General features: G+C 50.2%; 18 protein-coding genes. 10 read left to right on the forward strand and 8 right to left on the reverse strand.

Going from position 1 to position 21,295, the window contains the following annotated elements:
* Positions 1–172: 172 nt before the first annotated feature.
* The 3 genes from HA050_RS11210 to HA050_RS11220 form a co-directional block, all read right to left on the reverse strand.
* Positions 173–1,789: a methyl-accepting chemotaxis protein gene (locus HA050_RS11210; RefSeq protein ID WP_205836409.1), complete on the reverse strand. Its 1,617-nt coding sequence runs from the start codon at positions 1,787–1,789 to the stop codon at positions 173–175.
* A gap of 900 nt (positions 1,790–2,689) precedes the next feature.
* On the reverse strand, positions 2,690–3,133 hold the full coding sequence (locus HA050_RS11215; RefSeq protein WP_166825913.1) for an SRPBCC family protein: 444 nt from the start codon (positions 3,131–3,133) through the stop codon (positions 2,690–2,692).
* Between the two features lie 202 nt (positions 3,134–3,335).
* Positions 3,336–3,797, reverse strand: coding sequence for a DUF4124 domain-containing protein (locus tag HA050_RS11220; RefSeq protein ID WP_166825916.1), 462 nt, complete (start codon positions 3,795–3,797; stop codon positions 3,336–3,338).
* Positions 3,798–4,279: 482 nt separating this feature from the next.
* Here HA050_RS11220 and HA050_RS11225 point away from each other — a divergent pair, with 482 nt between their 5' ends.
* From HA050_RS11225 to HA050_RS11250, 6 genes are all read left to right on the forward strand, one after another.
* Positions 4,280–5,269 carry a sugar ABC transporter substrate-binding protein gene (locus HA050_RS11225; protein WP_166825919.1) on the forward strand — a complete coding sequence of 330 codons (990 nt, stop codon included), beginning with the start codon at positions 4,280–4,282 and terminating at the stop codon, positions 5,267–5,269.
* Between the two features lie 74 nt (positions 5,270–5,343).
* Complete coding sequence (locus HA050_RS11230) at positions 5,344–6,303, forward strand: ABC transporter permease (RefSeq protein ID WP_166825922.1); 960 nt, start codon at positions 5,344–5,346, stop codon at positions 6,301–6,303.
* Complete coding sequence (locus tag HA050_RS11235) at positions 6,303–7,100, forward strand: ATP-binding cassette domain-containing protein (RefSeq protein ID WP_166825925.1); 798 nt, start codon at positions 6,303–6,305, stop codon at positions 7,098–7,100. The genes HA050_RS11230 and HA050_RS11235 overlap by 1 nt, the downstream gene beginning before the upstream one ends.
* Before the next feature lie 429 nt (positions 7,101–7,529).
* Positions 7,530–7,985 (forward strand): RbsD/FucU family protein, encoded by a 456-nt coding sequence (locus HA050_RS11240; RefSeq protein ID WP_166825928.1) that lies wholly within the window; start codon positions 7,530–7,532, stop codon positions 7,983–7,985.
* Positions 7,966–9,189 carry an ROK family protein gene (locus HA050_RS11245; RefSeq protein WP_205836410.1) on the forward strand — a complete coding sequence of 408 codons (1,224 nt, stop codon included), beginning with the start codon at positions 7,966–7,968 and terminating at the stop codon, positions 9,187–9,189. Before HA050_RS11240 ends, HA050_RS11245 begins: the two co-directional genes overlap by 20 nt.
* Positions 9,190–9,362: 173 nt before the next feature.
* A complete protein-coding gene (locus tag HA050_RS11250) occupies positions 9,363–10,283 on the forward strand; it encodes a carbohydrate kinase family protein (protein WP_166825930.1) in 921 nt (306 codons plus the stop codon).
* On the opposite strand, the gene HA050_RS11255 is transcribed toward HA050_RS11250, so the two are convergent.
* The 3 genes from HA050_RS11255 to HA050_RS11265 are packed head-to-tail and all read right to left on the reverse strand — an operon-like array spanning position 10,280 to position 11,741.
* Positions 10,280–10,873, reverse strand: a complete 594-nt coding sequence (locus tag HA050_RS11255) for a hypothetical protein (RefSeq protein WP_166825932.1) — start codon at positions 10,871–10,873, stop codon at positions 10,280–10,282. The two genes, HA050_RS11250 and HA050_RS11255, sit on opposite strands and share 4 nt — an antisense overlap.
* A 15-nt stretch (positions 10,874–10,888) precedes the next feature.
* Entirely contained in the window at positions 10,889–11,341 is a 453-nt protein-coding gene (locus HA050_RS11260; protein WP_166825934.1) for an LEA/WHy family protein, read from the reverse strand.
* Entirely contained in the window at positions 11,334–11,741 is a 408-nt protein-coding gene (locus HA050_RS11265; protein WP_115228228.1) for an acyl-CoA thioesterase, read from the reverse strand. The genes HA050_RS11260 and HA050_RS11265 overlap by 8 nt, the downstream gene beginning before the upstream one ends.
* A 75-nt stretch (positions 11,742–11,816) precedes the next feature.
* On the opposite strand from HA050_RS11265, the gene HA050_RS11270 reads away from it, so the two are divergent.
* Positions 11,817–14,150 carry an AsmA family protein gene (locus tag HA050_RS11270; protein ID WP_166825936.1) on the forward strand — a complete coding sequence of 778 codons (2,334 nt, stop codon included), beginning with the start codon at positions 11,817–11,819 and terminating at the stop codon, positions 14,148–14,150.
* On the forward strand, positions 14,147–15,178 hold the full coding sequence (mutY, locus tag HA050_RS11275) for an A/G-specific adenine glycosylase (RefSeq protein ID WP_166825938.1): 1,032 nt from the start codon (positions 14,147–14,149) through the stop codon (positions 15,176–15,178). The genes HA050_RS11270 and mutY overlap by 4 nt, the downstream gene beginning before the upstream one ends.
* Before the next feature lie 49 nt (positions 15,179–15,227).
* Here mutY and rarD read toward each other — a convergent pair whose 3' ends face one another.
* A complete protein-coding gene (rarD, locus tag HA050_RS11280) occupies positions 15,228–16,133 on the reverse strand; it encodes an EamA family transporter RarD (protein WP_166825940.1) in 906 nt (301 codons plus the stop codon).
* 959 nt (positions 16,134–17,092) lie between these two features.
* Here rarD and HA050_RS11285 point away from each other — a divergent pair.
* Positions 17,093–18,400: an MFS transporter gene (locus HA050_RS11285; RefSeq protein WP_205836411.1), complete on the forward strand. Its 1,308-nt coding sequence runs from the start codon at positions 17,093–17,095 to the stop codon at positions 18,398–18,400.
* A gap of 295 nt (positions 18,401–18,695) precedes the next feature.
* Here the strand turns inward: HA050_RS11285 and HA050_RS11290 are convergent, their stop codons facing one another.
* Positions 18,696–19,007, reverse strand: a complete 312-nt coding sequence (locus tag HA050_RS11290; RefSeq protein ID WP_166825941.1) for a hypothetical protein — start codon at positions 19,005–19,007, stop codon at positions 18,696–18,698.
* A 325-nt stretch (positions 19,008–19,332) separates the two neighbouring features.
* On the opposite strand from HA050_RS11290, the gene HA050_RS11295 reads away from it, so the two are divergent.
* Positions 19,333–21,234 (forward strand): B12-binding domain-containing radical SAM protein, encoded by a 1,902-nt coding sequence (locus tag HA050_RS11295; RefSeq protein WP_166825943.1) that lies wholly within the window; start codon positions 19,333–19,335, stop codon positions 21,232–21,234.
* Positions 21,235–21,295 lie beyond the last annotated feature (61 nt).

Genomic DNA, 21,295 nt, shown 5'->3' on the forward strand with positions numbered 1-21,295 from the left:
CAGATCAGTGAAGGCTTACGCATTGGGAATTCCTGTATTTAAAATGGCAGCAAGCTTACACAGTAAGGCTTCAGGGCTCAGCCTCTAATTACCAGGCCCCTTAAGACCTGGCTCACCTTTATGCCACGCAGCTTGAGCCAAACAGCCATGAGGATCTTTCGCTTCTGACACGCTAAACTTTAAAATGGCTCACGCCCTGATTAAGCTGATTGGCAATCTGCTCAACTTGCGATGCATTTTCTGCAGCATGCTGAATAGAGGTACTGGTTTCCTCCACCATTTGCGATATATCTTCCACCCTTGAAGCAATACTATTGCTGGCCTGGCCTTGCTCGCGGATCGCCGTAGCCATATCTTGCAGGCTGTGAAGGCTGGATTCCGCACCTGAATGAATACTGTTCAGAGACTCGGCTACATGCCGGGATAATTGCACGCCCCGCTCAACCTGAGGAATAGCGGCGCTCATGGCATTTACCACGCTGACGGTCTCGCCCTGAATCGCGGTCAGCATCGAAGCAATATTGACGGTTGCCAGCGATGTTCTCTCTGCCAGTTTTCTGACTTCATCGGCCACCACCGCAAAGCCACGCCCCTGCTCGCCCGCCCTTGCCGCCTCAATGGCCGCGTTCAGCGCAAGCAAATTGGTCTGATCGGCGATATCTTTGATTTCAGAAGCCACGCCAGAAATCTCACGTGCTTTAGTATCCAGCTGACGAATCTGCGTGGTGGCTTCACTGACATTGCCCGCAATCAGCTCCATGGTGGTGGTTACTTCAGCGACCTGAGTAACGCCATTTTTAGCCAGCTCAGTGGCTTGCCGCGATGCCTGCTCAGCCACGCCCGAGCCCTCAGAAATATGATTAATACTCACCGTCAGCTCTTCCATTGCCGCCGCCATATTAGTTGTCGCATCAGACTGGCGGGTAGCGGCAATCGAAATCTCTCTGCTGGAGCCCGCAATCTGTGCAGCCCTCTCATTCAGCAAATCAGCATCTGTGCGCACATTGCGCATCACCCTGTTTAAGCCAATAACCATTTCCCCAAGAGAAGCCAGCATGCTGCCCTCCTGAGCTGACGCTACATTAATTTGTAAATCGCCATCGGCCACCCGTCTCATCACAGCAATCCCTTCCTGCGGCTCGCCACCCAGCTGGTGCAATATACTTTGCGCAATCATCCAGGCCACCACCGCTACCAGTACCGCCAGCAGCAAGAGTTTTGCTAAGCCATACAGCAAGTTCTTTTTAAACTCAGCATCCACATCATCAACATAAATCCCTGTGCCCACCACCCAGTTCCAATCAGGAATCAGTACCGCATAAGAAATCTTTGGTTCAGCCTTTTCTGAGCCTTTCTTTGGAAAGAAATAATCAACAAAGCCCCCCCCTTGCTGAGCAACCTTAGCCAGCTCCACATAAATAAGCTTGCCATTGGCATCTTTTAAATCACCCTTTTGTTGCCCCTCAAACTCGATCTTGGTTGGCAGCAGACGAACAATGTAATTTGTATCAAAGATAAAGAAATACTCAGTTTTGGAATAGCGCACATCCCGTAAAGTGCTGATCGCAGCTTGCTGGGCCTCTGCACTGCTCATTTGTCCTTTCTGACTTAAAGTACGAAAGCGCTCAATCACCCCTGCAGCCGTTTCGGTCTGGCCTTTTACTTTATCCATCCGGTCTTGCAGCATGGTGTCCCGCAGTGCCTTCATATTGGCGAGGCTTAAAAACACCATGCCGCATAAGGCAAAAACACAGAGCAGCAATAATCGGGTACGTACCCGATAGTTCATTAATAAGCCCATTTCAATCTCACTTTATTTAAATTTTTAATAAGCCAGACCACTTTACTTTTGAGTAAAACAATTAGTAAACAGATCAAATGCCCGTGCAGGCAACGCACTCTGCAAACAAAATTTGCTTACCAATAAGTCACTTTAGTACATCTCAAATGGTATGCACGCCAATAGAAAAGATGCTTACTTATCCCCCTCTAAATGGCATTTTTTCGCGGACAATGCTCAAACGTCATCCCATCAGGAACAATCAGATATTTGAATCGCAACGCCCCACAACCATGGCATGCCATAGCGTGGCTGCGTAAAAAGAGGGTGCAGCAGTACCAGCCAAACTCTGTCAGAAAAACGGCGAGAGCAAAGCATGAGCAAGCCAGTAAATTGCCTTACAGCGCAGGCATACCTGTTAGTCCTCAGCGAAGCAGCCCGGGAACGTCTTCTGCCCAGAGCCCCTTCAACGCAGCCAGCCGAAAGTGAAATTTGAATATGAAGACAAACGTACTGAGGGATAAAACTGAAGATGCTCAGCTCATTTTCCCAGGGCAACGAAGAACGCAGCATTTAGCGTCTTTCGCCTTTCAAAGCCCGAGCAAGTGCAGCGTATTATTCTTTATATCTTCGATGAGTCTGAATATTTTTTAAATAAACGACAACATCCCGTGCCTGAAAAAAATCAAAAAAAAACACAATTTGGAATAAAAGAATAACCAACCATAAAGAATAGTAAAAACCCGGAAAATCAGTCGCCCCCAAATAATTTTTAACAACTGATAAAAATGAGGCAATAACCCATAGCAAAAAAGGCAGATTGCTTATTCAATACGGGCAAATCGTTTGATTCATTTCTAATTCGCCGCAAAGCGACAAAACGCTTTGCATTTCATACCCGCCGGGCTGCTACCGGGGAATATCGGCTTCCACCAGCCTTGCCAGCTGAGCGAGAGACTCCTGCCAGCCGAGGTAGCACATTTCTACAGGGATCACATCCGGAATGCCTTCCTGTACAACGCTTAAATCAGTGCCGCATGAAACGGATCTAAGTGAAACAGTAACCTGCATCACGCCAGGCAAATTTGGATCATCAAACTGATCGGTGTATCGCAACCGCTCGTTTGCGAGCAGCTCCAGGTATTCACCGCCAAATGACATGCTGTGTTGCGTTGCAAAGTTAGTGAATGACATTTTAAATGTCCCGCCCACCCTCGGCTCCATATGGTGAACCGTGCAGGTAAAACCATGGGGAGAAATCCATTTGGCCATAGCCGCTGGCGTTATAAAGGCCCGGTAAACGCGCTCTGCCGGTGCTTTGAGTACCTGGTGAAGATGAACAGTGCCTGCCATGGTATTGATCTCCTTTTCCTTGGGTGAATCATCAATTATTGCTTTCTGCAGACCTGTTTACACAGGCCTCACAAAATCCAGTTCTTAAGCCCCACAAATTTTGCACACCCAAAAATCGGGTCTGGATATAACAAATACTTAGAAACTTAAATCTGATCAGGCTACCGGGCAATGCGACATGCAAAAAGAAGAGTGGCCAAAATTATTTTGCTGCCGGGGTGTTTTTCTTTTCTTGCACTGGGTAGCCCGCCTTATTAAGCGTTGCGCTCCAGATCAGCTTATCCCATGGGCTCAGCACTTTTTTACCCATCACCAGCACGGGGGTTCGCACCGAAAGGCTGCCAACCAAATTAATAAATTCGATCATTTGTGGCTCTGAGCGGCTTGGGTTTTTTAACTCGTAGTTAATTTTGCGGCTATCGAGCATCTCTACTGCATCGCTGCAGGGCTGGCCGCATTCGGATGAAACATACAACACCATCGAGGGCTGATCTTGTGCCGGGCTGGCCGTATTACTTGGCACGCGGATATTCCTTTCCCTTGCATTCTGGCCTGGCGCTGGCTGGTCCGAATAAAACACCCTGCCATCCGCATCGCGCCACTGATAAACCTTAGCTGCAAAAGCGGGCATAGCAAGTAAAGAGGCCAATAATAAAATTTTCATACCTAAACCTTAAACCATCTGATCTGCTTATCTATAAGCAATGCATTATAGCCGCCAGCCTCTTTGCTTTTCGATCGAATCAATAAGCAAATGATGATTTATCTTTTGCCCTGATCAACAACCACTTCCGCTTATATCTGCATTGGCCTTAAAACACGAATGCCACGAAAAGCGTTTTATCAACTTGATGATCAGGTATACCGCCTGTCGGCCGGGCATCTAAAGAACCAGTCCAATGCCCGCTCGTCTTAGTGCCTCTCCTGTTTGCCTGCCAGATCACAAGCCTTTTCACTGAGCCTTACCGGCAAATATAAAAACATTAAACGACTGTTTAATAAGGGATTTCCTATAAGTAAACCCTATTGATTTATTAGAAAAGCAAGTCTAGTATCGATTAAATCAAACTGAGTGATTTATTAAGAGTCACCCAGCTTGAAGCTGTAAGCCTTCAGGCCGGACGGCCTGTTCTTTGGAGAAGAGAAATGCTGCAAACCCGCATCTGTATCGCCCTCGCCTTTATCGCGGCACCCGTTTTTGCCAGCGAGCCCGTCATTGGCCTGATCACCAAAACTGAAACCAATCCTTTCTTTGTAAAAATGAAAGAAGGCGCAGCTGCCGAGGCAAAAGCCAGGGGCGCCAGGCTTTTGTCTGCGGCAGGCAAGGCCGATGGCGATAACGCAGGCCAGGTGACAGCCATCGAAAACATGATTGCAGCCGGTGCCAAAACCATTCTGATTACCCCAAGTGATTCCAAAGCGATTGTGCCCACCATTAAAAAAGCCCGCGAAAAAGGTGTGCTGATCATTGCGCTCGATAGCCCGACCGATCCGGCAGAAGCCACCGATGCACTCTTTGCCACCGACAACTTTAAAGCGGGTGTGCTGATTGGCGAATACGCCAAGGCCACCTTCGCAGGCAAACCCGCAAAGATCGCCACCCTGGATTTATTCCCCGGCCATCCCGTTGGCGCGCAACGCCACAATGGCTTTTTACAAGGCTTTGGCCTGCAATCCTTTGATGCAAAAAACAATGAATTAGCCAAACCCGCCAATGTAGTTTGTATGGCAGACAGCTTTGGCGATCAGGCCAAGGGCCAGACCGCCATGGAAAACTGCCTGCAAAAAAATCCGGATATCAATCTGGTCTACACCATTAACGAGCCAGCCGCCGCCGGTGCATTTAATGCACTGAAAAAAGCAGGCAAAGAAAAAGGCGTACTGATTGTTTCGGTAGATGGCGGATGCCAGGGGATTAAAGATCTTAAAAGCGGCAAGTTTGCCGCCACCTCGCAGCAATACCCGCTAAAAATGGCCGCAATGGGCGTAGCCGCTGGCGTTGAATATGCCAAAACAGGAAAAAAACCATCGGGCTACACCGACACCGGTGTCACCCTGATCGCCAATAAAGCGGTTGCAGGAGTAGACAGCAAAGACAGTAAAGCAGGCATGGATATGTGCTGGGGTAATAAGTAAGCAGCTATCCGCAGGCATACAGACCCACAACAATCGGTATGCCTGCAGCATCTTCAAACATACAGAGGTTATCTATGCCGAGCTGGAAAGATCACATCCCGTCTATCGGCACTCTTGGGCCATTTCTGGCCCTGCTGCTGGCCTGCGGTTTTTTCTCGTTTCAAAGTGAGCAGTTTTTAACTGGCGCAAATTTCTCGCTGATTTTGCAGCAGATTATGGTGGTAGGGCTGGTTGCAATTGGCCAGACACTGATTATTTTAACGGCCGGTATCGATCTTTCCTGTGGCATGGTGATGGCGCTCGGCGGCGTAGTGATGACCAGGGTGGCTAATGATTATGGCCTGCATCCCATCCTTGCCATTTCAATCGGCCTGGCTGTAACGGCTGGCTTTGGCTTACTTAACGGCCTGCTGGTCACACGCATTAAGCTGCCGCCTTTTATTGTGACGCTAGGCACAATGAATATCGCTTTTGCCATTACCCAGCTTTATTCAGGCTCGCAAACCATTACCGATTTACCCGCCGCCATGACCTTTTTTGGCAACACCTTTGGCATAGGTCAAACCCAGGTCGCCTATGGCACGGTGCTGATGCTGGCCTGCTATGCACTGAGCTGGATCTGGCTGCGCGAAACTGCATCAGGACGCCATATTTATGCCGTGGGTAATAACCCGGAAGCAACCCGCCTCACCGGCATCGCCACCCACCGCGTCATCCTCATGGTGTATGTACTGGCAGGGCTGTGCTATGGCGTGGCATCGCTGCTTTCGGTGGCGCGCACTGGCGTGGGCGACCCGAATGCGGGGCAAACAGAAAACCTGGATGCCATTACCGCCGTGGTGCTTGGTGGAACCAGCTTATTTGGCGGGCGCGGCGTGATTATTGGTTCGCTCATTGGAGCAATGATTGTCGGCGTATTCCGCAATGGCCTGACGCTGATGGGCGTGTCCTCGGTTTACCAAATTTTAATCACAGGTATTTTGGTTATTTTGGCTGTGGCCACCGATCAACTGTCACGCAAAGGAGGCCGCTAATGAGCCAGAACACAGCACACCGCCTCGTCATTGAAGCCAAAGGCCTGGTCAAACACTATGGGCAAGTCGTCGCCCTGGATGGCGCTGATTTTGAGCTGCGCGCAGGCGAAATTCTGGCCGTGATTGGCGACAATGGCGCGGGGAAATCATCGCTCATCAAAGCCTTGTCCGGCGCGACCACGCCAGACAGCGGCGAAATTTTACTCGATGGTCAAAGCGTGTGCTTTAAAAGCCCCATCGAAGCACGCCGTGCAGGCATCGAAACCGTTTACCAGGATTTAGCCGTGGCCCCCGCCATGACCATTGCCGAAAACTTATTTATGGGCCGGGAAATCCGCCGGCCCGGCCTTTTAGGCAGCCTCGGTTTTCTGGATAAAAAACGCATGCTGAAAGACAGCATCGCCTATATGCAAGCACTAAAAATCGGCATCCGCTCAATGACACAAGCCGTGGAAACGCTCTCTGGCGGCCAGCGCCAGGGCGTTGCTGTCGCCCGTGCCGCAGCCTTTGCCCGCCATGTGGTCATCATGGATGAGCCCACCGCAGCACTGGGGGTAAAAGAGGGCAATATGGTGCTGGAGCTGATCCGCAATGTGCGCGACCGTGGCCTGCCAGTGGTGCTGATCAGCCACAATATGCCGCATGTTTTTGAAATAGCCGACCGCATCCACGTCGCCCGCCTGGGCCGCCGCGCCGCCATCCTCAACCCCAAAGCCATCACCATGAGCGATGCTGTAGCGGTGATGACGGGGGCAATGAAGCCTGAGGATATCCCGGCGGAGTGGCTGGCGAATTAGGCAAAAGATGGGAATGGAATGCTAAAAAAAGGCGGGGTTCATCACATAGGCACTAAGCCATATATTTTTGCTTTAGCAAACAACGAAAAAACGTAATGACCACTCTCGCTGCATGGGGCTTAAAAATCCCCTTGAAGCACGCCGAAACGAGGAATAAGCGGCTCGGGGTTTCGGAAAAGGGGCAGCGAGGCAGCGAGCAGCCTTTTTCGCCGAGCCGATTATCCGTAGTGAGGGGCCTTCGTGCTGGCTGGGGCGGCCTTCTTTGGCTTCGTTTCTTGGCCGCGCAAGAAAGGAAGGTCCAGCGGGACGCCCGCACCTAAATCAACGTGCCGAAGGCACTAATTAAATGAGCCTTTATATTTTGGTTAGTGCACATGGGATGCCCCACAAGTGGCCCAGCCCCAGCCAGAAAACCCCAAGGAGAACACGATGCTTAAAGGAATAGACCCCCTCCTCACCCCTGAATTACTCAAGGTACTGGCTGAAATGGGCCACGGTAATGAGATTGTGATTGCCGATGCCAACTTTACGGCGGCCTCGCTGGCGGCGGGCAAGCCCCTGATCCATCTTTCTGGTGTCGGCATTGCCCGCACGGTAAAAGCGGTAATGAGCTTGCTGCCATTAGATCAGGACGTCAGCCAGCCGGTAGGCTTTATGCAAGTCAGCCATCAGCCCGCAGGCTGGTGCAGCGCACTGCAAAAACATATTATCGGCGAGCTGCAAGCAGACGGCCATGCAGATGAAAGCCAGTGCGAGGCCATCGAGCGATTTGCTTTCTATGAACGGGTAAAGCAAGCTTACGCGATTGTGCTAACGGGCGAATTGCAGCCTTACGGCAATTTCATACTGAAAAAAGGAGTCATTTGTGAGCCCCTCGCCGGATAAGGCATCCGCAGCCAGCAGCTTAAAACCCAGAGGCTCATCTCAAGGCGGTATGCGCCAGTACAACGAACGGGTTGTGCTGCAAGCCATTCGCCTTAATGGCCGCCTGCCAGGGGCAGAAATTGCCCGGCTTACCTGCTTAACGGCGCAATCTATCTCGATGATTACCAAGCGGCTGCTCGAAGACGAGCTGCTGATTAAAGAAACACCGCAGCGCGGCAAAGTGGGCCAGCCCTCGGTGCCGCTGGCGCTGAATCCTGATGGTGCATTTGCAATCGGCGTAAAAGTAGGCCGCCGCAGCTTAGATATCTTGCTGGTCGACTTCACGGGTACGGTCAGAGAGCGCTGGAATCTAAGCTATGATTTTGCCGATCCCGAGCAAATTCTGACGCATCTTGCCAATTGCCTGGCCAAAATCAAAACCAGACTCAGCCCTCATCTGTGGGAGCGTGTGCAAGGCATAGGCATTGCAGCCCCCCTGCATATCGGCGGCTGGCAGCAACTGCTTGGGCTGGATGCTGAAGTCGTCGCCCGCTGGGAGCGTTTTCAGCTTAATGAAGAAATCGCCGCCCTCACCGGCCTGCCGGTGCAATCAATCAAAGACACCACCGCCGCCTGCGTGGCAGAGCTGGTTGCCGGGCGTGGGCGCGATGTGCGTAATTTTATTTATGTATTTGTCGATACCTTTATCGGCGGCGGTCTCGTGCTCGACAGTCATTTGCATATTGGCAAACACGGCAATGCCGGTGCCATAGGATCATTAGCGCTTGGAATAACAGGCAGCGCAAACAGCCCGCAGCTACTGAATGTGGCTTCACTTTATAAACTGGAAAGCCGTTTTATCGCAGCAGGGCTGGACGGCAGAGCCACCAGCGACGAGCGCGCCGCCAGCGCCGCCTATTGGCCGCATACCCATGCATGGATAGCTGAAACCGCCCCGCCCATTGCCTTTGCCATGCTGAACAGCAGCTGCCTGCTGGATCTGGAAGGCGTGATTTTAGACGGCTGCTTTTGCAGCGCGGTCAAAGAAGCACTGATTCAGGCCGTAATCATCGCCATGCAAGGCTATAACTGGGAAGGCGTCGTGCCGCCACAAGTTTTGGCAGGGACTATAGGATCTGACGCCCGCGCATTAGGCGGAGCACTGCTGCCGCTCTACGCCAACTTCGCCCCTGACCGTGATTTATTTTTAAAACTGGATGGCTGATTGCCGGGTAAATGATGAAAAAACCCACATCCGAGAACCACGGAGTACACAGAGGACAGGGCGTTTCACGGAGAAAAACCAGATCTAAATTAAGCGGCTTGCTTCAGGTTTTAAATATAATCAAGCCAGCCATTGCTCCACTTAACCACTTCAAATGATTAAAAGGCCTGCACATGCCCTCCAGCCAACACAGTCTCCCAGTTTTTTTAGCCGCCGGTGAGGCGCTCACCGATATGATCCGCACTGATGGCGAAAACTGGGTCAGTAAAGTGGGCGGCTCGACCTGGAATGTGGCAAGGGTATTGGCCAGCTTTGGCTTACACAGCGCGTTTGCAGGGGCAATCAGCCAGGATTGCTTTGGCAATGATTTGTATCAGGCATCGCACGCTGCGGGGCTGGATTTACGTTTTTTACAGCAGTTGGATAAATCACCGCTGCTGGCCATGGTGCCATCCGCCCATCCGCCACAATACTTTTTTGTAGGTGATGATTCCGCCGACTTATATTTTGACCCGCAAGCCCTGCCCTCCGGCTGGCAAAGTGCGGCGTATTGGGTGCATTTTGGCGGGATCAGCCTTGCCCGCCAGCCTCTGGCGGATAAATTAGTGGCGCTGGCAAAAAGCCTGAAAGCGCAGGGCGTAAAAATCAGCTACGACCCCAATTTCAGAAACATCATGGACGAGCGCTACGACGATACCTTTAAAACCATGAGCAAGCTGGCGGATGTGATTAAGGTCTCTGATGAAGATCTGGCAGGCTTATTCCGCACCAGAGATATCGGGCTTGCATTTAAAACGCTGCACGGCTGGAATCCTGAAGCCTGCTTTCTGTATACCCGCGGCGCAGAAGGCGCATCACTGCACACACCTCACGGCAGTGCCATCGCACCCGCCATACAAATCAGCGTGGCAGACAGTGTGGGAGCTGGAGATGCATCGATAGGCGGCCTGATTTACAGCATGATCACCTGGCCCCGGCACGGCACGCATGAGCATCTGCGCTTTGCCATTGCCAGCGGCGCTGCAGCCTGCATGCAGCATGGTGCAACGCCTCCGGGCTTAGAAACAGTACTTGCACTCTACGCTCAGGCTTAATGTCCGGCAGGCTCTTTGGCAGGTGCAGCCTCTGCCTTAGGGCCTTCAGATTTAGCATTACTGTTTTGCTTAATACATTCTTTCCATGCCGCATTGCCTTTTCCGCCGCCTGCAGGCAAGACGCAATCACCGCCGCCAAATTTTACATAGCCTCCGCCAGCGGGCTTAATATCCGCTCCTTCCTTAGGGGCTTCGCCATGTGCGGCTGGGGCTGTTTGCTCGCTGCCTGCTTTTGCTCCGCCACGCCGCTCTAAATCTTCAACTTTCACTTCAAGCTCTTCTACTTCAATTTTTTTCTCTTTTACTTCTTTTTTCAGCTCGGATATTTTTTCTTCAAGCTCTTTGCGCGTCTCGATGGTTTCTTCAAAAGACACTTTTAAGCGTGCAATTTGCTCAATATATTGGGTTTTTTCAAAATTCCGTTTAGTCATCCCAATGGCAATACCCACAATCAGCACAAACAGAAAACCAAAAAAACCGCCTGCTATGATCAGCTTCAAGCGGTTTTTTTGCATAAACGAAGGGCTGGGTGAGCCATGAATATCATCCCCACCATGGGAGCCGGCAGATGCTGCAGCGTGATCACTCATCTTTATATTTCCAGATTAAGGTAAGTTTACTTCTCCCTGACGTTCAAAGCTTACACCATCGGGGCGTAATGGCAGAAACAGTTTACCCTTAATACGATAGGCGATTGGCTTGCCACTTGCTTGCAAGCCATTAAATTGCTGAATAAATGTGCTCAACGAAGTAGTGACATTAAGCTTAACCAGAACCGATCCCAGCTTAGGCAAAGTCACAGCCTCACTGGAAACACCTTCGGCAAACTGCTGGCCGTTTACATCCAGGCTAAGCTGCACCCCTTTAATATCCAGCGATACATCATTTGGATTAGTCAGGCGCAAGCTCAGCACAAAACGCTGCTCCAGCAAGCCCACTTCCGCCACACTCAGGCCGGCAAGGCTTACACTGGGTTTTTCAAGATTGCCAGACAGGCCAGCGCAACCGGCCAGCAAAAAAACCAGCAGCAATACATATTTTTTCAGGCATTTATACATTCATCATCTCTTGTAAACGGCGGCCTAATTCGCCATCCAATGGCATTGCCCCGGGAGTATTGGCATGAATAACGGCAATAGTCACATCGGCTTCGGCCACTAATTTTTCATTATCTGCCCGCACAATACGCTGATGAATAATTCCTTCTTTGTCGCTTAAATGCACCATCCGGGTTTCAATTCTGAGCACATCGCCCATGGTGGCCGGGCGCTTATAGCGAATATCAATTCTGCTAATCACTAAAGCCAGCTTTTCCTGAGTAAACCACTCCAAACCGCCACTTTCATCCACTAAAGCCCAGCGCGCTTCTTCTAAAAACTCTAAATACCGCGCGTTATTCACATGACCGTATAAATCTAAATGATAGCCGCGAACCTTGATTTCAGTGGCTTGAGCCATGTTTTTCTCCCGTGTGTGAAAATTTTTAGCAATCTTAACTTTGAAATTAATCCATGTCTTCGGGATAATCCCCGCATGCATCGTCCTACTATAGATTGGCGACATTCTCGCCCCTTCCGAATTTGCCTGCTTTTGCTCGTCATGCTTGTGGCGCTGCTTGGCACGCTTCCGTATTTTATTTCTTTTGATCTGATCAAAAGTGAACTGAGCAGTATTCTGGAAAAAGACACCAAACGGCAGCTAACCATACGTGGAGATGCCCGTTTTGTCTTGCTCCCTCAACCCGCATTGCTTTTAGATAATGTCACGCTGACTGAGCCTGGCGAAACAACTATTTTTTCTCATGCCGATCGGGTGCGGGTCGAACTCAGTCTCTGGCCCCTGCTGATCGGTAAAGGAAAAATCAAAGCGCTTGATTTTGAAAAGCCAGCGCTCAATGTAATCCGCCGCGAAGATGGCACTTATAATTTTGAAGACTTGCTGACGCCTAAATCCCAGACCAAAGAGCTGAGCTTTTCGCTTGATACGGTTCATTTTACCGAGGCATCATTCAAACTTTCTGACGAATTTTTAGGTGAAAGCCTGCGCCTGTCGCGGCTTAATCTCACCATGAAAAACTTATCCGATTCCAAAGCCGGGCATCTGGATCTGGACGGCATGCTGCTGATTGGCGATGGCGACAGGCCGGTGCAATGGCAGGGTGCGCTCAGTGCAAGCGCTGCCATGCGCTATCACGAGGCCGACAACCGCTTACTTGTGGCTGACTTACTGCTGGAGCTGGAGCAAAAAGGCGGCAGCTCGCCCGAGCTTCGCTTACAAGATGTAAAAGTAAGCACCGTGGGTAATCTGGTCTATGGCTGGCAACCGCTGCGCTTTAAGGGCGGTGAGCTGAAGCTGAATATATCCGGCCAGCGCGCCGGGCAGCACTGGAAAGGCGAGCTGGATGTGCCAGAGATTCTGCTTTCCAAAGAAGCCGTAAACCTGAACCGCCTGAAATTAAATGTAGATATGCAAAGCCCCAGCGGCCAGCTAAGTGCGAAAGCAACCATTCCTACCCTGGCAGGGCTGAAGCAGGGCTTGCTGCGTACCGAAACGGCCAGCTTTGAAGTAAAACTGCACAGCCCGGAACAAAACTTAGCGCTTTCATTTGCCAGCCCGCTGGAATTACTCAATGGCAGTATCGCAAGGCTGCCTGCCTACCGCCTGAGTGGCAGCTATACCAACCGTAATTTACCGCGCGGTGCAATTGGCCTTGATTTAACCGGGGCAGGCACGCTTAATTTACAAGCTGAATCATTAAGCCTGAACAGCCAGGGCCAGCTGGATAAATCACCCGTAAAAGCGCAGATCGAAGTTACTGATTTTGTCCGCCCCCATTACGCAGTGGATATTGATCTGAATAAGCTCGATTTATCGCCCTATTTGCCCGTTGTTGCAGCGGGTGCAAAAACAGTAAATCCGGATAAACCGTTTGATTTTTGGTGGCTCAATAATCTGGATGCCAGCGGCAAGCTTAAAATTGGTGAGCTGGCGATGCAAAAACTGCATATCAACGATATATCGCTGGAATTTGCTGCCAAAAATCGCAAGCTCAATTTAGATCCTTTAGCCGCTACGCTCTACGAAGGCCAGCTGACTGGCAGCCTGGAAGTGGATGCCAGCAGAAAGAACGCCTCTTTCCGTGTACAGCAAAAACTCGCGAATATGAACATCAATACGCTGCTTGCCGATGTGATTGATACCAGCCGCTTTGAAGGCCGCGGCCATATGGATTTAGACGTAGCAGCCGTAGGTAATCAGCTCAGCGATTTACGCCGGACTGCAGGCGGAAATGTGCGGCTGTTACTTAATCAGGGCACGCTGCGCGGGATTAACCTTGAAGCACTGCTGCGTACAGCCAGCCACCAGATCAGCTTAATGAACGGCGAAGCCAGCCCCTCTCTGAATCTGGATGCCAAAACATCCTTCAGCGAATTGCGCTCTACATTAACGCTTAAGCATGGCATTGCCAGCAATAATGATCTGGCCGTTACAGCGGGCATACTTAAGCTTACTGGCGGTGGCACGCTGGATTTAAACAGCAATGCCATTAACTACAATATGAACGCCAGCGCCAACCCCAAAGTACCCGAACTAAAAGGACTGTCTGGCCTGAGCCTGCCCATTACGGTGTCTGGTGCCTTAAATGCACCTGAATACCATATTGATTACGCCAGCCTGAAAGAACAAATTTTGCTCAAGCAAAAAGCTGAATCTGAAGCCCAGGCAGCAGAGGCCGCTGCCAAACGCAAAGCACTGGCACAAAAAACAGCCGAGGCAAAAAAAACCGCCGAACTGAAAGCCGCAGCGGATAAAAAAGCCGCAGCTAAAAAATCCACCCCTAAAAAAGCAGAAAAACCCCATAAATGAGCGATTTTTCCCAGCGTTTAATCGCCTGGCAGGCCGTGCACGGCCGCCACAACCTGCCCTGGCAGGTGTCTGACCCCTACCGAGTTTGGCTCAGCGAAATTATGCTGCAGCAAACGCAGGTTTCCACCGTCATCCCCTATTACCAGCAGTTTTTAGAACGCTTTCCCGATGTAGCCAGCCTGGCAGCGGCCAGCTCAGACGATGTGCTGGCTCGCTGGAGCGGCCTTGGCTACTACAGCCGCGCCCGCAATCTGCATAAAGCCGCGCAAATGGTGATGGAGCGCTTTGAAGGCCAGTTTCCGCGTACACCCGCCCTCTTGGCCGAACTCCCTGGTGTGGGGCCATCCACAGCAGCGGCGATTGCCGCATTCAGCTTTGGTGCGCAAGCCGCCATTTTGGATGGCAATGTAAAGCGCGTACTGGCCCGCTGGGCAGGCATCAGCGGCTATCCTGGCACCAAGGCAGTTGAAAGAGAGCTGTGGCAGCTGGCGACAAATCTGCTGCCTGATAGTGGCATAGAGCGCTACACCCAAAGCCTGATGGATTTAGGTGCCACCATTTGCACGCCCAAAAAGCCAGCCTGTATGGCTTGCCCGGTGCAGGCCGATTGCATCGCCCGCCAGCAAGGCCGCCAAGCCGGGCTGCCCACACCCAAGCCAAAAAAAGTATCGCCAGAGCGGCAAACCGTGCTGATGATGGTAGAGCGCAGCGGCAAAATCCTGCTGGAACGCCGCCCGCCCAGCGGCATCTGGGGTGGCCTGTGGAGTTTGCCTGAAGCCACCTCCACCTTAGACGCCAGCAGCGCCTGCCAGCAGCGCTTTGGGCTAAATGTAGAGTTTGACAGCGCAGGGGAAGATTTCGTCCATGTCTTCACCCATTTTCGCCTGACCATCACTCCGCTGCCCGGCAGTGTGATCAGCCAGACAGCCCTTACCCACGAAGACCATCTGGGCTGGTTCAGCAAGGCCGAAGCACTGGAGTTAGGATTACCAACACCGGTGAGAAAGCTGTTGGAAAAGGGAAAATAGACAATATTGCAGGGCGGATTTTACCCGGCCTGCAAATAGCACCAAATCATCAAGACTGCTCAGCCAGGCGGCTGGATTTCCAATAGCTGATCAAACCTGATGCCGAATAAATTCCCAGCGCCGCCCAAATCAAAGAAAAACCAATCAGCCGGTCAGAGCCAAAGGGCTCCTGATACAGCCAGACCCCCAGCAATAATTGCAGCGTTGGGCCGATATACTGGATAACGCCCACAGTAGCCAGCTTCAGTGTTCTGGCCCCTGAAGCAAACATCAGCAGCGGTAAAGCCGTCACAACCCCCGCCCCCATCAGTAAAGCATCAGTACCCCAGCTGATATTGCCCAGCGCGCCCTGCCCGTGAAACTGAAACCAGAGCAGTGCCGACAGCGCAAAAGGCGCCATCAGGAACGTCTCTAAAGCCAGGCCTTCCAAAGATGGCAGGCTGGCTCTTTTACGCAGCAAGCCATACACGCCAAAACTCAGGCCCAAACACAGCGCAATCCACGGCAAAGTGCCCGCTGCAATGGTAATCCACAGCACGCCTATGGCAGCAAGGCCTACGGCAAAGCTTTGCGAGCCACTTAAGCGCTCACCCAAAAACAATCTGCCCAGCAAAACATTAATCAGCGGATTAATAAAATAGCCCAGGCTGGCATCCACCACGCGGTTCTCATTCACCGCCCAGATATACAACAGCCAATTGAGCGACAGCAGCAATGAAGACAGCGCAAACACACCCAGCACACGGGGATTCTTAATCGCGGGCAACAGCCAGCCCCAGTTTTTTTGCAGCAGCAAAATCACCGCCACAAAAACACCAGACCAGACAATACGGTGCGAGATAATCTGCAAGGCATCAATGCCATGCAAAGACTTCCAGTAAAGCGGAAACAGGCCCCAGATAATAAAGGCCAGCACGGTAAACAAAACCCCGCGCGAAGTATTGGGAGCAGACATAGAAAAACCAGAGGAAGGAGCCGGAAAAGCAGCAAAGGACTACTTTAAAGTAAAGGGGACAGCCTGCTCAAGCAATATATCGCTACAAACTGTAGGGGTAGGATGGGGAGTGAAGCATTGGAAATGCCGATGTAATTTATTTATACATGGTAATATTTAAGTAAGGATATTCCATTATATCCCCCAATGAAATGGCATACCTGTAACCTAAAATTTAGCATTACTCGCGGTACACGTAAGATATTTCCCAATCAACCCAAGCTACGGTCACGCTACATGCAAGCTTACTTTTTAAACTCAATTTTTTTGGAAAATTTTATAATATAAAAATAATATTATTCGCAATAACACTATTAGCACTTACCAGCCACGCTCTTGCATTTAATGAAAAAAAACATCTGCACTGGCCCCCAAATATATAAGCACTGTTGTTTGCAACTATGATGAATCTACCTTCCCTGTTGTAAAACTTGATGACGATTTATTTCTTATGGGTTGGACTGGTCAGCTGGGCTGCCCTGGCGAAAATGGAACAACCGTAAGCTATCTTACAGTTGTATCCCCCGGCTATGTTGGTGAGGATACATATGTGGCCGACAATCGCCCAGCTGCAGCGCCAAATGTTAGCTCTATACCAAAAAAACCGTAAGGCGTATGTTTCTCAGAGTGTCAATAAGCTCAGTGCATTGCACTGATTTCCTAAATGCTATACGGAATAATGCATCAGGAAAAACACCCGGCCTTATTAATGGTCTACAAATTCATTGTGTCATACGGCCTTCAAGCACAGGCCCAAGCGCGACAATAACAAAGTTAATTAAATCAGCATTTCCTTAAGGCCCCCTGCGCAAATACTTTTTTTACCTCCTTACAAGCAATTTATTTTATTGCGTGTCAACCTGGTTTTTTTGATTCGTGCAGAGGTTCCTTAATATTTCATCCCATTAAAACGACAAAAAATGAGCACACAACTTAGCCTGCTAAAAATCAGGTCTTTTTTAATCAGCGCAGATCCGGCATTACGCGGGATTCTGGTTTTTGATGTGCTCATGACCTTAGCTTTAATGATTACTTATATCACTATCCCGTGGTGGATTATTCAAAAAGGCAATGCACAAGATTTAGCCATCTATGGCGGCATCACGGCAATGGCTATCTTTTTTTTCCAGCCTTTAACAGCCCCCATTTGCGAGCGCTATGCAAAACAAAAGCAATTAGTGCAAGGCACTATTGCACTGGCACTCTCGGCGCTATTATTTTGCCTGATTGCAACTTTTGATCGATATCACCTTTGGCTCATTATCACCGCAGGGCTAGTTGCCGTTGTGGCCAATGCTTTTATCGATAGCGCTGCAACAACCATCACACCAGAACTCATACCCACTGCGCAATTAGCCCATGCATTACAGCTGCGAAAAAGAGCGTCCTCAACAGGCCGCTTCTTAGGGCCTATTGTTGGCGGCGGCCTGCTTGCAACGGCAGGCATCACGGCCACGCTTTGGGTTTATTCGGGCTTGGTAATCATTGCAATATTGAGTGCCAGAAAAATACCGCCAACGATAAATACGAGGATCGCCTCTAATAAAAAAGGAATCGCATTATGGTGGCTTGAATTGCAGGGCGGAATCAAAGCAAAATGGACAGTGCCATTAGAGCGGGGCTGGACATTGGTTAATTTCCTTGTCTGGATATTTATTGGCCCTGCATTTAATTTATTTGTGCCGCTTAAAGTGCATTCCCTTGGGTTATCTGCTGCATGGCTCGGTGCATGCGAAGCAAGTATCTCCATCGGCATGCTGCTTGGCAGCTTCAATTTAGCAACATTCCTTATCAATCAATTTGGCCGCTATCGCGTTCGGGTATTCGCAGCTATTTCAGAAGGCCTTATTCTTGCTTGTGTTGCCCTGTGCAATCAGCCCTATTTACTTATTGTGGCTTTTTTTTGCGCAGGGTTTGCCAATACATTAATGGTGCTGGTGGGCTCCACGCATCGCGCATTAGCCATACCCAAAGAATTTAGAGTAAGAATCAGCTCAGTCAATAAAATGAGTACGCAAATGGCCAGTACAATTGGGCCAGCTTTAGCGGGTATTGCCTTATTACATTGGCCACTCCCAACCGTTTATATGGCATTTAGCCTTATTGCAGCCATCTGTGCCGCAGGCTTTGTACTGATCCCTCGCTCAAAAGAATTTTTTGGCCTCGATCACGAGCAAGTCAACGATTGGTATCGAAAAGAATACCCTGCTGGATTTAAAACTCACTGAATCTCACTGCGATATGAAATCATATCAGTCCGTAAGTCATATATTTTGTAGGGTGCATATAAGCTGAGCGTGCAAGGTTTACCTTGCCTGACGCATTACAACGATTTACTTCATGCCATTCGGCGTAATGCACCTGGAAAAACACCCAGACTTATTAACGCTCTACAAATCACACAAAGCCAAATTGATCGCGCCTTACGGAATTCCCCATATCTATGAAGCGTAAATTTTTCGATCTGCAATTTAAATATTTATTTAATATAAATAAGAGAAAAAAATCTATATTAAACAATAATCATTCATTAAACATTCTAAAAATAAAATAAAAAACAAAACTACAACCAATAGATACCAACAATGGCACATCAAATGATATACGATTATTTTTTTCCGGCAACAAAGAAATAACAGAGAAAATACCAGCCAATAAAAACGTACATGGTATTACACTTGGCAAAACATAAAATGGCACGAACAAAATATAAAAGGTTAAATAATTTGCAGTTTTAATATTTTCTTTTATAATTTCAAGTAAAAACACTTCTGCCCAACCAATCCAAATTAACATTGATGCAAAAAAAGCAAAATAATTTTTTTTGTTGCTCATATGGACATCTCCAAAAAATTTACCTCAGGATAAGAAATCCTTGAATAAACTATATTTAGACACGTATTAAAGAGATCATCAATCTTCGATGTAGCATATTAACCCCAGACTAAATTCAGCATAATCAATGACAAGCTCTTTACAGCAACTCAAAGATACCATTATTACGGTAAGCATTGGGGTTCGCTATCTCTGCCCACAATCTAACGCTTGGCTTTGCAAACTCAATACCGCCTCCCCTCCTACAAGCCAACAAAGCAGCTCTGAGTTACAATGCGCGTTTAGCGCCAGGCCCAGCCCTAGCGCGTATTTTTTGGATTTTGCTATGTCTACGCCCCGCGTGCTGTCTGTTATCCCGCCAATGACTCAGCTCAACACACCCTACCCTTCCACCGCCTATATCACGGGTTTTTTGCGCTCCAGAAAGATCGATGCGGTGCAGGAAGACTTAGCGCTGGCGCTGGTACTCAAGCTGTTTTCTAAGACAGGCTTGCTGGCCGTCAAAGCCTGTATCGATGCCATGCCCGTTCGCCAGCGCAGCTTTCAGGTGCAGGCCTTTGTTGATCAGTTTGATCTTTACCTCGCTACCATCGGCCCGGCAATTGCCTTTTTGCAAGGCAGAGACTCCACCGTAGGCCACCGAATTTGCTCGCGGCAGTTTCTGCCTGAAGGCTCGCGCTTTGAATCGCTGGATGTGTATGTGGACGACGAAGGCGGCGATCCGCTGGCTTGGGCGTTTGGTGCGCTCGGCATGCAAGACCGGGCACGGCATCTGGCCACGCTGTATTTAAACGATATTTCCGATGTATTGCGCGATGCGGTCGACCCGCGTTTTGAATTTGTGCGCTATGCCGAATCGCTGGCATCCAGCCAGCCCAGCTTTGATCCGCTGGCTAAAGCCCTGGGCGAGCCGCTGAATCTGGTTGATGCCACGCTGCTGGAGCTCACCCTGGCATCGGTTAAAAAACACCAGCCCACCATTGTTCTGGTATCTGTGCCCTTCCCCGGCGCGGTATACGCAGCGTTCAGAATTGCCCAAGTGATTAAGGCAGAGTTTCCGGGCATCGTGCTGGCGCTGGGCGGCGGCTTTGTAAATACCGAGCTGCGCGAGATGTCTGACCCGCGCGTATTTGATTATTTTGACTATGTAACGCTGGACGACGGCGAGCGCCCGCTCTTAGCGCTGCTCGACCATCTGGCAGGCAAGCGCAGCCAGCAGCGCCTGGTACGCACCTTTGTCAGAAACGATGGGGTGGTTAAATATATTAACTTTGTAGAGCCGGATATCGCCTTTGCCGAAGTTGGCACGCCGACCTGGGATGGCTTGCCGATTGATCGCTACCTGTCGCTCTTGGATATGCTGAACCCCATGCACAGGCTGTGGTCAGACGGGCGTTGGAATAAGCTGACAGTGGCCCACGGCTGCTACTGGAAAAAATGCAGCTTTTGTGATGTCAGCCTTGATTACATCTCGCGTTACGATGGCGCATCGGCGGCTACCCTCGTCGATCGCATCGAAGAAATTATTCTAGAGACCGGCCAAACCGGCTTTCACTTTGTCGACGAAGCCGCCCCGCCAAAAGCACTGAAAACACTTGCGGCAGAATTACAAAAACGCAATCTGGCGATTTCATGGTGGGGCAATATCCGCTTTGAAAAATCCTTCAGCCCCGAGCTGTGCCAATCGCTGGCCGATAGCGGCTGTATCGCCATCTCCGGCGGGCTGGAAGTCGCCTCGGATCGATTACTAACGCTGATGAAAAAAGGCGTATCCATCGATCAGGTCGCCCGCGTCACCCGCTCGTTTACCGACGCCGGTATTCTGGTGCACGCTTACCTGATGTATGGCTTCCCGACACAAACCGTGCAAGACACCGTGGATGCGCTGGAATACGTGCGTCAGCTGTTTGCCGAGGGCTGCATCCAATCGGGCTTCTTCCACCGCTTCGCCTGCACCGTGCACTCGCCCGTGGGCCAAAACCCGGAAGAATACGGCATCGAACTGCTGCCGCTACCCGAAGTGACGTTCGCTAAAAACGACGTCGGCTTTATCGACCCAACTGGGGTCGATCACGATGCGCTGGGTGTAGCGCTGAATAAAGCGCTGTACAACTATATGCACGGCATTGGTCTGGATGACGATGTGCGGGTGTGGTTCAGCGGAAAAGTGCCGCGTACCACAGTGCCGAGAAATAAGATTGCAAGAGCGCTGGCGGGGAAAGGCTAGCTATCCAACTTAGCGATGTTGGGCGTATTCGGCGCGAAGCACGCAATACGCCAATTGGCCG

It is taken from the genome of Iodobacter violaceini (genome assembly GCF_011601265.1).
In the GTDB taxonomy this organism is placed as follows: Bacteria; Pseudomonadota; Gammaproteobacteria; order Burkholderiales; family Chitinibacteraceae; genus Iodobacter; species Iodobacter violaceini.